A 14,280-nucleotide genomic window follows, 5' to 3' on the forward strand; every position below is an offset into this window, starting at 1 on the left:
GGATGATCAGTTTTGAGCGGAATACACCGGATTCACCTTGGCGCCGGGACGCACCTTGTGCATGCCGTCGATGATGATGACTTCCCCTTCCTTCACGCCGGAGCTGAAGCACTGTTCATTATTGACCGTGTTGCCCAGCGTGACGTCGCGGCGCTCCACCACGCCCTGGTCATTCACCACGTAAACGTAGCTCTTGTAGGCGTCGTGCATCACGGAGGAAATGTTGGCAGCCGGGAAGCGGTCCACGTTCTTCTTGGAAAGATTCACCGTGACCACGCCGCCGGGCGTCAGCACGTCTTCCGGATTGGGGAACCTGGCCCAGACGTTCAGGGTGTCCGTAGTCGGCTGGACGGTATTGTCCGTCATGAAAATCTTGCCCGGCTGGTCATATGCCTTGCCGTTGGCGAGGTTGACGGACACCAGGGCGTCCTTCTTCATCTTCTCCTGGGTGCCGAACAGGGAAAGAAAATCGCGTTCGCTGATGGGGAACTTCACGTACACCTCGTCAATGCCCGTGATGGTCACCAGGGAACCGGAGGTGGGCGTGATGTAATTGCCCGTGGAAAAAGTGACGCGTCCCGTGCGTCCCGTGATGGGGGCCGTCAGTTTGGTGTAATTGAGGTCATCCTTCGCTACCGTGATGGCGGCGTCTGCGGACTGGATCTCCGCTTCCAGGGCGTGCATGGTGCTCTTGGCGTTTTCCACCGTATCCATGGAGACGGACTTGGAGGCCAGCAGCCTGTTATAGCGTTCAAAGCTGTTCTTCGCGTAAAGCAGCTTGGCTTCCAGCTGGGCCTTCTTGGCCACCGCTTCCTCCACGGCCGCCTTGTAGCGCGTGTCTTCTATCTCGAAAAGGAGGTCTCCCTTCTTCACCACCTTGCCTTCCCGGAAGCGGGTGGCCACGATGTTGCCGGAAACGCGGGGCTGTACGGTTACCCGGTCAATGGCTTCCACCTGGCCGATGTATTTCTTGTTCACCGCGCTGTCGATGGCGGTCGCTTTCTCGACGAGTACGGTACTGGGCTTGGCGGCCCCTCCCGGCGCTCCCTGGGAATAACCCGGAACAAGCAGAGAGAAAAGCAGGCCGGATCCGGCCAGCAGGCGGAGGGGAACCTTCCGTTGGTGCGTATGTTTTTTCATATGGTATTATTTACTGTAAACGTGGTTGTAAAGGGTATCCACAATGCGGCAGAAATTCTCCTTGTCCTCCTCCGCCAGGGTGCTGAACAGGGTGTCCAGCCGTTGCTTCATGCCGTTGTAAAGCAGCTGGAACCTGGACTCCCCTTCCTCGGAAAGGCGGATGCACAGGGAACGCCTGTCGCGCGGGTTCTCCTTGCGGTCAAACAGGCCCTTCTTCACCATGCTGTCCACCAGCAGGGACGTGGAGGGAATGCTCATGCGGAGATGGTGGGCGAGCGTCTTCAGGGGAATGCCTTCATGGCGGTTGGTCATCAACCGGTTCAGGGCGCCCAGGGCATTCATCTGCCGGACGGAGAGCCCCATGATCTTCTGATAGTGGCTCTGGTCCACTTCATTCAAGTTATCTCTTTTAAACTGGTAAAGGATGGTCTCGAACTTGTGAACGGAGGTAGTGATATCCACGGCAGGTTGAAGCATGGGGCTGTTATGTCAAAACCGGTTAATTGTTGTCAAACTAAAACAAATAAAGTTGAGAATTTGTTGCCGTGTCGAAATAAATCGGAAAAATGAAAAATCACGGCTCCTTCACCATACAAACCGCCGGAGGTTGCGGAAGTTTCAAAAAAAGTCTTTTTTTCTTGTCACTGGGGTATAAAGGCGTGTATAAGCCTCCACGTCCTCGCCGCAAGGCAGGAACAACATTCAAGGTCAGGGAGCGGTAGCTCAGTTCGGTTAGAGCGCCAGCCTGTCACGCTGGAGGTCGCGGGTTCGAGCCCCGTCCGCTTCGCCACCTTGTTTCAAAGAAGAAACGGCCGCCTCCGGGCGGCTTTTTTGTGCCCTGGGATTGTCCGGTTCTCCGGCACCTGTTCGTTTGCCTGTTTTTTCCCAAGACGCATCCCGGCAGGGGTGGTGCCTTTGCATAAATCCCCACGGTTTGAATGAAAGGCATCCAACCGGGAGCGGAGGCTCTTATTCTCCCTTCTCCTTCTCTCCGCCAAACCCCTCCTTTCCGCGGAGCAGGGGACCATGCTTGATTTCGCCACAATCTTCCCCCATGATACCCGCATGATTCTGGAACTGCACTCCCCGCTGGACATGCATCTTCACCTGAGGGACGGCGACATGCTGAAACTGGTCGCACCCCTGAGCTCCGCCTCCTTTGCCGGGGCGGTCATCATGCCCAACCTGGTGCCCCCTGTGGCGGATGCGGATGCGGTGCAGGCCTACCGGCAGCGGGTGCTGGACGCTTGCGGGGGAGACGTCTTCCAGCCGTACATGACGGCGTTCTTCCGCTCCTATTCCGAAAAGGAACTGGCTACGCTCAAGGAACTGGTATTCGGCATCAAGCTGTACCCAGCGGGAGCAACCACGAACAGCGAAGGAGGCGTAAGGGCCATGAAGGATGCGGAGGGCACCATGTCCCTCATGCAGGAAATGGGCATTCCGCTGCTGGTTCACGGTGAAAGCCACGGATTCGTGATGGACCGGGAAGCCGAATTCCTGGACGTTTACCGTGATCTGGCCACCCGCTTCCCCCGGCTGACCATCTGCATGGAACACATCACCACGGCCTCCGCCGTGCGGCTGCTGGATGAATTTGAAAACCTGGCGGCTACCGTAACCCTCCAGCACCTTCTTATCACGCTGGACGACGTGGCCGGGGGCATGCTGCGCCCCCACCTCTTCTGCAAGCCGATCGCCAAAAGGCCGGAAGACCGGGAAGCGCTGTTGAAAGCTGCCCTATCCGGACATCCGCGCCTCATGTTCGGCAGTGACTCCGCCCCCCATCCCGTCCACGCCAAGGAAGCGTGCGGCTGCGCCGCCGGCGTATTCACCGCTCCCATCGCCCTGCCGCGCCTGGCGGCCCTGTTTGACGGACACGGCGCCCTGGACCGGTTGCAGGGCTTCGTTTCCGGCCATGCCTGTTCCCTGTACGGACTGAAGCCTCCTGCCAGGACGGTGCGCCTGCAGCGGCGGGAAATGCTGGTGCCGGCCGCCTACGAGGGGCATGGACAGAAAGTGGTGCCGATGGAGGCCGGAAGCGTCATTCCCTGGAGCCTGGTGTGACGGCCACCCCCGCGGGAAGATGACAGAAAGCAATTGAAGGAAACCGTCTTTATACTGGATATTCCGGACGATCTCACTACAATCCCTGCTCATGGATCGGATTCGCGTTTATACGGGTGGAGTAGCTTCCTGTAATGGTTATCTCTTCAAGACGAAGGATAACTCTTACGTGGCGGTGGACGCTCCGTCCGGCTTCGCGGACTGGATATACTCCAAAAAGCCCGATATCATCATCACGGACCTTCTCATCACGCACCAGCACTTTGACCACGTGGAGGACGCCTGCCGCATGCGCCAGATCTTCGGCTGCCGCATTCATGCCGGACAGCCTTACACTGAAGACTTGACGCTGGAAAAAATGGCGCGCGACGCCTGGGGGCTTCCCCTCAACGTACAGCCGTTTGTGGTGGATGAAATACTCACGCCGGACATCCACACGGCAAACTGGGGCGGCCTGCTGTGGCATCTGCACCAGGTGCCGGGACACTCTCCGGACAGCATCGTTTACGACCTGCCGGACGAGGGAATCATGTTCACGGGAGACGTTATCTTTGCCGGTTCCATCGGACGGACGGACCTTCCGGGAGGGAACCTGCGCCTGCTGAAACAGGGCATAGAAAAGAAAGTGCTCAACCAGCCCGCCACGACCATGATTTTCCCGGGGCACGGACCGTACACCACCGTGAAGAATGAACTACTGACCAATCCGTTCATCTCCTGACCACGCTTCCCGCGCCGCTGCGCGGGGACGTGCTCTACTCTCTAGCAAGCATACAAGATCAATGTTATTTTCAGAATTAGGTTTATCGGAACCCGTCTTGAAGGCGGTGGAAAAATGCGGTTATGAACATCCCACCCCCATTCAGGAGCAGGCCATTCCCATCATTCTGGAGGGCCGGGACCTCATTGGGGCCTCCCAGACGGGAACGGGAAAAACCGCCGCTTTTGCCCTCCCCCTGCTGACAAAGCTTCAACCCATCGGCAAGCCCCAGATACTGGTGCTGGAACCCACCCGCGAACTGGCGGACCAGGTGGCGGAAGCCTTTGCCGAATACGGCGAATTCACCGGGTTGAAAGTGGCCCTGCTGTACGGTGGCGTGGGCTACGGGAAGCAGACGGAAGACCTGAAAAACGGAGCGGACATCGTGGTGGCAACGCCCGGCCGCCTGGTGGACCACTTCTACCGCGGCACCATGCGCTTCGGAGAAGTCAAGGCCCTGGTGCTGGATGAGGTGGACCGCATGCTGGACATGGGCTTTCTCCCCATCGTCCGTAAAATCGTCAACCTCTGCCCGTGGGAAGGCAGGCAGACCCTCTTCTTCTCCGCCACCATGCCCCCGGTCATCGCCGGATTTGCCAAATGGTGCCTGACGGACCCGGCAGAAGTCACCATCGCCCGGCGCGAAGTGGCCGCCACCATCAGCCATGCCTTTTACCCGGTGGCGCTGGACCAGCGGGACGAACTGCTGCTGGCCCTGCTCAAGGGGACGGACTTCCATTCCGTCATGATCTTCACCCGTACCCGCAAGGAGGCGGACGCCGTGTGCGGCATGCTCAAGCAGCATGGCTACCGCGGGGAAGTGGCCGTCATGCACTCCGACATTCCCCAGAAGGAACGCATGGAAGCGCTCAAGGGCTTCAAAAGCGGCAAATATGATATTCTGGTGGCTACGGACGTGGCTGCGCGCGGCATTGACATCAGCGGCGTGACCCACGTCATCAACTACCGGGTGCCGGAAAATGCGGAAGACTACGTGCACCGCATCGGCCGTACCGGCCGTGCCGAAGCCTCCGGAGACGCCTTCACGATCATGACGGCGGATGAAGTGGACTTTGCCACGGCTGTGGAAAACTTCATCGGAAAGCCCATTGAACGCAAAAAGCTGGACGGCTTCGACTACACGTACACCGCCCTGCTGGAAGACAAGCCCGTCAAATCCGTCCGCAAGGTCAAACCCGCCGGTCCCAAGCGCCGCAGACGCTAAGGGGGAGCTGACAAGGTTCTCTCTGCGGGAATGAATATCATCCCATGCGCATCCTTGCCATAGACCCGGCCATCCGCAACACGGGCTATGCCGTGGTGGAGGGCGACCATCGCCGGGCGTGCGCGCTGGACTACGGAACGCTCTCCATTCCCCGGAGTGTGTCCCAGTCCGGCTGCCTGCTTGCCATCAAGCAGCACCTGGGCAACCTCATTGACAAATGGGAACCGGATGAAATGGCGGTGGAACGCATCATCTACGTCCAGTCCCATCAGACGGCCATCACGATGGGCGCGGCCAAGGCGGCCGTGGTCATTGCCGCGGCGGAAGCCGGACTGCGGATCATGGAATACTCTCCCAAAAGCGTGAAACTCTCTGTTGTAGGGCGGGGGGCCGCTCAAAAAGCGCAGGTCGCCTTCATGGTGCGCGCCCTGCTGGAACTCCGGGAAACGCCGGAATCCGATGCCGCGGATGCCCTGGCGATCGGCCTCACCCACCTCTTCGCCGCGGACCCCTTGAAGGCCCACATGATGGAGAGGAAATACATTTAACAGTGATGAGAGATTAGAGATGAGAGTTTAGTGTAAAAAATCCGGACTTATAGTCCGCGAATTTAAAATCTAATCACTACTCACTAAACTCTCATCACTACCTTCAAGGCTTGAAGGTCCTCCCTTTTCCGTCCTGCCACGCCTTGAGCAGGGAGGCGTACATCTTGTTGAGCTGTTCCAGAGTGGCTACGCGGAACTCGACGGTATTCGTGTTCGGGTAAGCCTTGGCAACGGTAGTATCCGGATCAATGCTTCCTCCCGTCGCCCGGTTGACGGTGCCGGAACCGAGTTCCTTCGCCCGGTCGGTCACATTCTTAATGGCATTGATGCCGGAATTCTGCCCCAGGGGCTCCAGATAATAAAACTTGGTGGGCGTATTCCCCATGGTGACCAATGTCACTTCATACACCATGCACGCATTGTCCAGAATGTACTTGTGCTGCGCCACAGCCACAATCCGGCTGAGATGCACCACATACTGCCCCTCCGGAAAATTACCGATCCAGAACTGGCTCTGGTTGTAATCATCCGTAGACTGGGCAGGAGTTCCCGTCTTGGACTGAGCACAAAGCGGAGCCGCAGCACAAACGCAGAGCGCCAATGCGGAAAGGAGAAAACGTTTCATGGTTCTATTTAACATCAGTCGTTAGCTCGTGTGAAGGAAAATCTATTAAAGTACTCTGGACTCTAGTAGTATTTTGCATTGGTTATGTGTTAGTTATATTTACTATTTTGTGAATATATTGACTGAATTCTTCCATCATTAGGTAACCCATCCTCATCACAGATTTAGGAGAGTTCATATTCCTTTTTATCTAATCTTAATTTTTTTATCGAATAGATATTGATTATCAATTTATTATAATTTTTTATAGGGGCGTGGGGGAATTATTAGAAAAAAAGAGTTGTCATTTATTATTTTTTTCTACATATTGTAAATATGTTTGATTTTTCTAAGATTGTGTTACTCATTGGCAAAATAGATCCATTATCCAAAATGTTGTCGTTACTCGGTACAGGATTTATTGTATCTAATGATGGAAAAATTATTACGGCACGTCATGTCGTGGGTGATTCAGAAGAAGGGTTATGTGTACTGTTACCTCATATTAATTCCATAAACGATTATCAAGACTGCTCAGATAGTTCATGTCGTCCAGTAGACGCAAAAATAGAAGATATTAATCCTATAACTGATTTATGTGTATTAAAAGCAAATCTAACATTCCGAGGCAATCTGCCTTTTTTAGAATCACTAGACAACATTCTTGTTGGCGATAGAGTCGGTATACTTGGATTTCCCCACTGTGTAATGGCGAGAAGAGTTTTAACGTATCAAGAAACGGAAATAGGGGCAAAAATGCTTCTTGAAACTTCAGGTATAAAATCAAAATATGCGACAATAAACATACAAACACGCCCTGGACAATCAGGATCAATGGTATTTAATTGCAAAAATGGAAGAATTGTTGGATTATTAATTGGAGCATATGCTACAGATTGTGGAATAAACATAGCTGGAATTAATCCTCATGAACTTAACCAAACATCTTATTGTATCTCTGCAAATCATATTAAAGAAATGTTATGATTGAAATTGAACAAATATCTTGCTCTGACATTTATCCGATTCTTAAATCATATCAAAGAAATATAATAGAAAAATTAGTCTCTGCATATGGCATAGAAAAAGCAGCAGAATTATGGATAACATCAAAGGGGCCTATACAAACTGCACGATTTGGAGGAGTTTCTTGTGATTCAGATAATAGCAAATCATATTGGAAACGGATTAAAAATGAATTTGATAAACTTGTTTGTGGAAGTAGCGAATATACTGAAGAACAAAAGAAGTTTCTAACAACAGGAAAATCTATTGGGACAGGATGTATGGTTTCTTTTGCCAATTACTTATCTCCATTAATTGGATTGTCCTCTTCCATATTAGTTCCTACACTTTTATTACTTTTATGCTCAGCATCCAAAATAGGGTTAAAGGCGTATTGTTCTAATAAAAATATTTCTTAATAGAAATACATATTCATTTTATTTTCCTTGCTCCTTTTGGAAATATTAATCTTGCCAATCCTCCATGCATTCTCCAAGCTGATACGATGCTCTATATCAATATTTATCCAAATATATTTAAAATTTTATTGGATGTTTTCTATTATTGATGGTTGATCATATTATCTTTTGCTATAAACGCGGGTTCACTCTATCGGGGACCGGTTTATCCTTGGTAAAGTTAAAGGAAGAGATGTCAAAGATCCTCCGCTCCTTCTTGTTTTTAATATCAGTTTTTTATGGATATTTAACGGAAAATTTTACCACCAAGGATAGAGTCTTTGTTTTTTATATTACTTATCCTACTGATGGGTGTGATTTATATCCGGAGTTGTTTGGAAGGGGGAATAAAGTGTCTGTATTCGGTCCTTTTTACATGACCCAAGCAAACTTGTAGAAGAACATGGCTGGAAATGCCAGAGAAGTTGTGCTAGATAAAAAGGCATGGAAAGATTGTATGGCGGGGTTGATGGTCCGGGAGGACGGAAAGCTGCTGGTTTGTGAACGTTCCGGACAGAAAGGGGCCTGGCAGTTTCCCCAAGGAGGGATTGATCCGGCGGAAACGGCTCTGGGGGCCGTGAAGCGGGAAGTCCGGGAAGAAGTGGGATTTTTGCCGTCCCAGTATGATCTTATGGAGTCCCGGGACGGGTATCGTTATGATTATCCGCCGGAGGTGCTGGATTATGTCCGTGAGAAAAGGCAACAGCCTTTTGTGGGGCAGGAGCAGAAGTATTTCCTGCACTGACTGCATGCTGACGCTCCGGAGCCCAGCCTGGACCACCGGGAGTTCTGTGCCTACAGGTGGATAGTCCCTTCCGAGTTCAAGAAGGAAGTGTGGGGTTGAGTGCTGGAGTCTGGGAACCCCTTGGAAAAAGAGGGAATAGAGCCACTTGATGAGTTCTTCTTTGAGTAAGGGGTATGTAGCAATAGCACCAATTGATATAGTAAATGATAATGTAGTAATGGGGGTATATTTTAACAAAGCTGCAACTATGGTATGCTGATACCAAGGAACGGAGGAGCTTGTTCGCTCTGTGCCAGGAATATATACAAAAAACCGCTTTCCCAGGCTCTGGGGAAAACGGCTTCATTAAAAAAAGACAATGAATGTCAGGGTTCTATGATGTTGAAGTTTCCATTGAACTTGTCCATGCATCCGATCAGTTCCTTGAATTTGTCCGTATTGCCTTCGATCTTGATCATGCCCTTGTCCAGGACTTCCTTCAAGGGCATGGCCTGCATGGCAATAAGGGTGAAGTTGAGCTTGTCTCCGGTAATTACTGCATCAGGATGATCGACCGGTTTTCCTTCTCGGTACATCAGTACTTCGTCCTCAACCCAGAAGCCGTATGGTTTTCCGTTTTGGTCTATCCAGTTGAAAGCGAGCTTTTTCCCTTTGGATTTCTCGGCATTGAGACTGATGCCCATGTAGTCAAACAGCATTTCCGGCGTGAGGTTGGACAGAATATCCTTGGATACAAGATCCAGAGGGTTCTGAAGCAGACCGTTTCTCAGTTCGTAGGCTCCGACGAGAAATTCGTTGCGCCAGGGGCCGGATTCCGCCTGGTAGCCAAGCTGTTCAAGAGCGTCCGCCGCCAGATTTCTTGCCTTGCTGTTTTGGGGATCGGCAAAAACCACGTGCTTTAATACTTCGGCAGTCCAGCGGTAGTCTCCCTTGTCAAAGGCCTTTTGGGCATTGTCTATCATTTTGTCGGCACCTCCCGCCAGTTCCACATAGCGCTTGGCCGCTTCCACGGGCGGCAGGGCATACAGGTTTGCCGGGTTGCCGTCATACCAGCCCATGTACCGTTGATAAATGGCTTTGGCGTTGTGGTTCAGCGTGCCGTAATAACCCCGGAAGTACCATTCCTTATCGATTTCCGGCGGCAGCTTGATCATTTCCGCAATTTCTACAGGCGTATATCCTTTGTTAATCAGGTTCAACGTCCGGTCGTGCATGTATTTGTAGCCGTTGCGTTCCTTGGCCAGGAACTGGCTGATGCGTTCTTTCCCCCATCTCGGCCAGTGGTGCTGTGCGAATAAGACTTCCGTTTTGTCTCCATAACGCTGGATGGCTTCATCAAGAGCCTTCCACCAGTTGCTTGCGTCCCGAACCTTGGCTCCTCTCAGGGTATAAAGGTTATGCATGGTGTGGGTCGCGTCCTCCGCACTGCAAAGCGCCTTGAATTGAGGAAGATACATCAGCATTTCAGAAGGGGCTTCCGTTCCGGGGGCCATCATGAATTCCATCTCCACTCCGTCTATCGTTCTTGTTTCACCCGTTTTGGTGATTGTATCGGTAGGCGGAATGACTGTAATGGTTCCGCTGGAGCTGGCGGTTCCCAGGCCGGAGCCTACGGTACCCTCCGGCCCCTTGTTAAAGGGCGCTGCATACATGTACGTGGAGCGTCTCCCCATGGCATTGCCGGCATAGACGTTTTCGGAAACGGCTTCTTTCAGGAATCCCTCCGGCGCCAGTATCTGCGTTTTACCGGATTTGACGTCTTGCTCCGATATTACTCCCTTGACTCCGCCAAAGTGGTCGACATGGGAGTGCGTGTATACAACTGCCTTGACCGGACGTTTCCCAGTCTCCGGCTGTTCCACTTCCCGATAGTAGAGGTCAAGCCCCGCTTTTGCGGTTTCTTCCGAGATGAGGGGGTCAATGATGATGAGGCCTTCCTTTCCTTCGATGATGGTCATGTTAGAAAGATCAAACCCGCGAATCTGGTAGATGCCGTCCATGACCTTGAACAGCCCGCTTTTGGCATTGAGCTGGGAAACGCGCCATAAACTCGGGTTCACCGTATCAGGGGCCGGTTTGTCCTTGGTAAAGTCAAAGGCAGAGATGTCAAAGACTGTCCGTCCCTCCTTGTTTTTAATGTTCGGGTCCTTGAGGGTTGCCATGAATCCCTTTTCAGCATCCTGAAAGTCTTGTTTGTCGTTCTCGTCCAGGCCATGAGCGCCGAGAAATTTTTGGTTGTATTCAATAGTATGGCTTGTCGCCTTTTTAGGCTGCTCTGCGCCCTGGGCGCCTATGCCTCCTCCTGCGAACATTGCCAGCAACATGGCAGCGAAATAATTGATTTTTATTTTCATGATCAGTTTTTATTAACGGGACGTGAAAAGTAAAAGAGCGGCCAGTCAGCCAGTTTTCACCTTGCAGGAAAATAGACTTGCCGTTAAAGAACAATGTTCGGAAAATGGCAGTATGTTAATGTTTGACTACCAGAGTTTTCTGGATATTTAACAGGAAATTCCACAACCAGGTAGGGTGTCTTTTGTTTTTTTATATTACTTATCCTGCTGATGGGTTGTGATTTATATCCGGAGTTGTTTGGCGGGGAGAATAAAGTGTCTGTATCCGAGTCATTTTTACATGCCTGTAGCAAATTTGTGGAAGAACATGGCTGGAAATGCAGGGAATGTTGTGCTAGGTAAGAAGGCATGGAAAGATTGTATCGTCCCAATGTGGCGGGGCTGTTGGTCCGGGAGGACGGAAAGCTGCTGGTTTGCGAACGTTCCAGGCAGAAAGGGGCCTGGCAGTTCCCTCAGGGGGGGATTGATCCGGGAGAAACTGCCACGGAGGCAGTGAAGCGGGAAGTCCGGGAGGAAGTGGGGTTCCTGCCGTCCCAGTATGATGTTGTGGAATCCCGGGGCGGGTACCGTTACGATTATCCGCCGGAGGTGCTGGATTACGTCCGCGAGAAGCGGCAGCAGCCTTTTGTGGGGCAGGAGCAGGAGTATTTCCTGTGCCGGCTGCATGCGGACGCCCCGGAGCCCAGCCTGGACCACTGGGAGTTCTGCGCCTGCAAATGGATAGCTCCCTCCGAGTTCAGGCTGGAGTGGCTGCCGGAGTTCAAGAAGGAGGTGTACGCCAGGGTGCTGGCGGATTTCTTCAATGTCCGGGCACGGGATAAGTGAAGTGGCTCAGCAGGTCGTGCGCGGCGGAGACGGGGTCCATCTTGTCCCCGGCCACCATGTTTTCCAGGACGGGCATGCGGGACGCCACGGCGGGATGCTGTTCAAAGGCGGTGAGCAGGGCTTCATGCACCAGGGCCTGAACCCATGAGAGGGATTGGTTCCGGCGGCGGTTGTACCAGAAGCCGGATTCCTTCATGCTGTCCCGGAAGCGGAAGAGCGTTTCTTCAATGGTGTCCAGTCCGCGCCCTTCCAGGGAGGAGCAGGTGAGGACGGAGGGAGTCCAGCCGGGGGTGGGGCTTTGCAGGTAATGGAGCACCATTTTCAGTTCCTGGCAGTGGGCCGCCGCGCGCTGGCGGTTGTCGCCGTCGTCCTTGGTGACTACCAGGATGTCCGCCAGCTCCATGATGCCGCGCTTGATGCCCTGGAGGTCGTCTCCGGCTCCGGTGATGAGCAGGAGCATGAAGATGTCCACCATGGAACGGACGGTGGTTTCCGACTGGCCGACGCCGACGGTTTCAATGAGGATGATGTCAAAGCCCGCGGCTTCGCACGCGATCATGGTTTCACGCGTTTTTCTGGCTACGCCGCCCAGGGAGCCGCCGGAGGGGGAAGGGCGGATGAAGGCGTTTTCCTCCCCGGAGAGTTCTTCCATGCGGGTTTTGTCCCCCATGATGGAACCGCGGGAAACGGAAGAGGACGGGTCAATGGCCAGCACGGCCACCTTGAAGCCTTTTTTGCACAGGTAGGTGCCGAAGGCTTCAATGAAGGAGGATTTGCCCGCGCCGGGAACGCCCGTGATGCCGATGCGGACGGCATTGCCCGAATGGGGCAGGAGCTTGGAGATGAGCGCCCGTGAGGCTTCCTGGTCTTTAGCGGCGTTGCTTTCTACCAGGGTGATGGCCCTTCCCAGCAGGGCGCGGTTCCCGGCCAGGACTCCCTGGGCCAGTTCTTCTACGGAGGGGCGGTGCGGACGTGCAAATTTAGTGCTGCTCATGGATAGAGAATGCGGATTATTTGAAAGGGGGTTCGTTTTCCTTGGTGCGCTCCATATCGTAGTTGAAACGTTTGAGGACAAATTGGCGCTGATCGGCCAGCTTGCGCTGGAAGTTTTCCCAGGAACGCACGTTCATTGGTGACCAGCCCGCTTCCGCAATGGCGCAGGCGCGGGGGTAGGTGCGGTAAAGCAGGTGGTTCAGGGTGGGGAGCTGTTCCGCCCACATGGTAGCCTGAACGCCGATGATATGGTCTGTTTCCTGCTCCGGCCTGCCGTAGGCGGGGTTCAGCTTGTAGCTTTGCTCCAGCGTAGTGGTGGGCATCCAGCCCCGGTTGTCCTGGCCGGGAATCTGGGGGTAGTCCAGATAGCAGTGTTCCCCGGCGGCGATGATGAGGGGAAGGCCCTGCTTTTTCGTTTCCGTGATGGTGGAGGGCGTCAAGCCCATGCGCCAGGTGAAGACGGTGTCTCCCTTGCGGTAAACGCTGGCCTGGGCCCACGGCTTTTCATACCAGAAGATGGGCTTTTTGCCGCGCGCGGCGAGCATGGAGGCCATTTTCGCTTCAAATTCCTTCAGTTCCTCGTGGACGTCCTTCATTCCCTTCTGCTGGCGGTATTTGACGCTGAGAGGGCATTTTTCCCAGGTTTTTTCCAGCGGGGCTTCGTCGCCGCCCAGGTGAACCATGGTGGACGGAAAGATGTCCCTGAGCTCGTCAAAGACGGCGGCATAGAATTTCCATATTTCCGGCTTGTGGGGGCATACCAGGTACAAGCCCACACCGCCGGTCGTGCTGACTTTCGTGTTGTGGTCTGGAAAGCAGAAGAATTCCGGATAGGCGGCGGCCAACGCCTGGTTGTGGCCCGGCATGTCTATTTCCGGGATGACCTCAATGCCGCGCGCGGCGCAGTACGCCACCAGGTCTTTCAGTTCCTGCCTGGTGTACATTCCTTCGTGGGGAGTGCCGTTGCCGAAGCTTTCCGCCCGTTTGGAAGAGATGCTTTTCAGTTTGGGATAGCCCGGCACAGGCAGGCGCCAGCCCTGGTCGTCCGTCAGGTGGAGCTGGAGCTTGTTGAATTTATAGTAGGCCATCAGGTCCACGAATTTCTTCAGGTCCTTGATGGGGATGAAGTGGCGCGCAGGGTCCACCATCATGCCGCGCCACGGGTAGCGCGGCTTGTCCTTGATGACTCCGCAGGGAATGCCTTCCGGATGCGCCGCCAGCTGGTCCTGGAGCTGCTGGAGGGTGACCAGTCCGTAGATACGGCCCTCTTTCCCGCCGGAAGAGAGGTGCACTCCCTGCGGGGTGACGGTGAGCTGGTAGGCGTCCTTGCCCAGGGAAGGAGAAGTTTTGTCGGAGAGAAGCTTCAAGGTCCTGGTGGCGTTCCGCTTCAGCTCCGTTTTCTCCGGCTCCGGAATAATACTGTATTTTTCTGCTGGTGCGGCACACGCCATGGATGCAGAGAAGGCTGTGCAGGCCAGGAGGTAGATCAGTTTAAACATGACGGAGGGCTTTTTCAGAAGAGATTCTATCATGGAGAATCAGGAGTGATAAGGAAA

Annotated in this window: 15 protein-coding genes and 1 tRNA gene; 10 read left to right on the top strand and 6 right to left on the bottom strand. The window is 53.5% G+C overall.

All coding sequences use genetic code 11. The features are described from left to right. Positions 1-6: 6 nt before the first annotated feature. A complete protein-coding gene (locus tag J5W70_RS10510; protein ID WP_022397971.1) occupies positions 7-1,140 on the bottom strand; it encodes an efflux RND transporter periplasmic adaptor subunit in 1,134 nt (377 codons plus the stop codon). A gap of 6 nt (positions 1,141-1,146) precedes the next feature. Next, on the bottom strand, positions 1,147-1,617 hold the full coding sequence (locus J5W70_RS10515) for a MarR family winged helix-turn-helix transcriptional regulator (RefSeq protein WP_022397970.1): 471 nt from the start codon (positions 1,615-1,617) through the stop codon (positions 1,147-1,149). A gap of 235 nt (positions 1,618-1,852) precedes the next feature. Here J5W70_RS10515 and J5W70_RS10520 point away from each other — a divergent pair. From J5W70_RS10520 to ruvC, 5 genes are all read left to right on the top strand, one after another. Then, positions 1,853-1,930 (top strand) — tRNA-Asp (locus tag J5W70_RS10520). A 275-nt stretch (positions 1,931-2,205) separates the two neighbouring features. Beyond that, positions 2,206-3,207 carry a dihydroorotase gene (gene pyrC / locus J5W70_RS10525; RefSeq protein ID WP_215832996.1) on the top strand — a complete coding sequence of 334 codons (1,002 nt, stop codon included), beginning with the start codon at positions 2,206-2,208 and terminating at the stop codon, positions 3,205-3,207. Positions 3,208-3,298: 91 nt separating this feature from the next. Beyond that, entirely contained in the window at positions 3,299-3,928 is a 630-nt protein-coding gene (locus tag J5W70_RS10530) for an MBL fold metallo-hydrolase (protein WP_022397968.1), read from the top strand. A 61-nt stretch (positions 3,929-3,989) separates the two neighbouring features. Beyond that, positions 3,990-5,192, top strand: coding sequence for a DEAD/DEAH box helicase (locus tag J5W70_RS10535; RefSeq protein WP_022397967.1), 1,203 nt, complete (start codon positions 3,990-3,992; stop codon positions 5,190-5,192). Between the two features lie 44 nt (positions 5,193-5,236). Continuing rightward, a complete protein-coding gene (ruvC, locus tag J5W70_RS10540) occupies positions 5,237-5,740 on the top strand; it encodes a crossover junction endodeoxyribonuclease RuvC (protein ID WP_022397966.1) in 504 nt (167 codons plus the stop codon). A 103-nt stretch (positions 5,741-5,843) separates the two neighbouring features. Here ruvC and J5W70_RS10545 read toward each other — a convergent pair whose 3' ends face one another. After that, positions 5,844-6,365 carry a hypothetical protein gene (locus J5W70_RS10545; protein WP_022397965.1) on the bottom strand — a complete coding sequence of 174 codons (522 nt, stop codon included), beginning with the start codon at positions 6,363-6,365 and terminating at the stop codon, positions 5,844-5,846. Positions 6,366-6,680: 315 nt separating this feature from the next. Here J5W70_RS10545 and J5W70_RS10550 point away from each other — a divergent pair, with 315 nt between their 5' ends. The 3 genes from J5W70_RS10550 to J5W70_RS10560 all read left to right on the top strand — a co-directional run bounded on the left by J5W70_RS10550 (position 6,681) and on the right by J5W70_RS10560 (position 8,552). Then, positions 6,681-7,331, top strand: a complete 651-nt coding sequence (locus J5W70_RS10550) for a S1 family peptidase (RefSeq protein WP_022397964.1) — start codon at positions 6,681-6,683, stop codon at positions 7,329-7,331. Beyond that, positions 7,328-7,768, top strand: a complete 441-nt coding sequence (locus J5W70_RS10555; protein WP_146020024.1) for a hypothetical protein — start codon at positions 7,328-7,330, stop codon at positions 7,766-7,768. Before J5W70_RS10550 ends, J5W70_RS10555 begins: the two co-directional genes overlap by 4 nt. Positions 7,769-8,264: 496 nt before the next feature. Then, the gene (locus J5W70_RS10560; protein WP_180973761.1) at positions 8,265-8,552 is read left to right on the top strand and encodes an NUDIX domain-containing protein; all 288 of its coding nucleotides are present in this window, start codon (positions 8,265-8,267) and stop codon (positions 8,550-8,552) included. A gap of 365 nt (positions 8,553-8,917) precedes the next feature. On the opposite strand, the gene J5W70_RS10565 is transcribed toward J5W70_RS10560, so the two are convergent. After that, on the bottom strand, positions 8,918-10,714 hold the full coding sequence (locus J5W70_RS10565; protein ID WP_215837057.1) for an alkyl/aryl-sulfatase: 1,797 nt from the start codon (positions 10,712-10,714) through the stop codon (positions 8,918-8,920). A 51-nt stretch (positions 10,715-10,765) separates the two neighbouring features. On the opposite strand from J5W70_RS10565, the gene J5W70_RS10570 reads away from it, so the two are divergent. Further along, positions 10,766-10,939: a hypothetical protein gene (locus J5W70_RS10570; protein ID WP_215837058.1), complete on the top strand. Its 174-nt coding sequence runs from the start codon at positions 10,766-10,768 to the stop codon at positions 10,937-10,939. 315 nt (positions 10,940-11,254) lie between these two features. After that, positions 11,255-11,731, top strand: coding sequence for an NUDIX domain-containing protein (locus J5W70_RS10575; RefSeq protein ID WP_022397961.1), 477 nt, complete (start codon positions 11,255-11,257; stop codon positions 11,729-11,731). On the opposite strand, the gene meaB is transcribed toward J5W70_RS10575, so the two are convergent. Then, complete coding sequence (meaB, locus tag J5W70_RS10580) at positions 11,706-12,725, bottom strand: methylmalonyl Co-A mutase-associated GTPase MeaB (protein ID WP_022397960.1); 1,020 nt, start codon at positions 12,723-12,725, stop codon at positions 11,706-11,708. The two genes, J5W70_RS10575 and meaB, sit on opposite strands and share 26 nt — an antisense overlap. Before the next feature lie 16 nt (positions 12,726-12,741). After that, positions 12,742-14,256 (bottom strand): beta-N-acetylhexosaminidase, encoded by a 1,515-nt coding sequence (locus J5W70_RS10585; RefSeq protein WP_022397959.1) that lies wholly within the window; start codon positions 14,254-14,256, stop codon positions 12,742-12,744. Positions 14,257-14,280 lie beyond the last annotated feature (24 nt).

It is taken from the genome of Akkermansia massiliensis, assembly GCF_018847375.1.
Lineage (GTDB): Bacteria > Verrucomicrobiota > Verrucomicrobiia > Verrucomicrobiales > Akkermansiaceae > Akkermansia > Akkermansia massiliensis.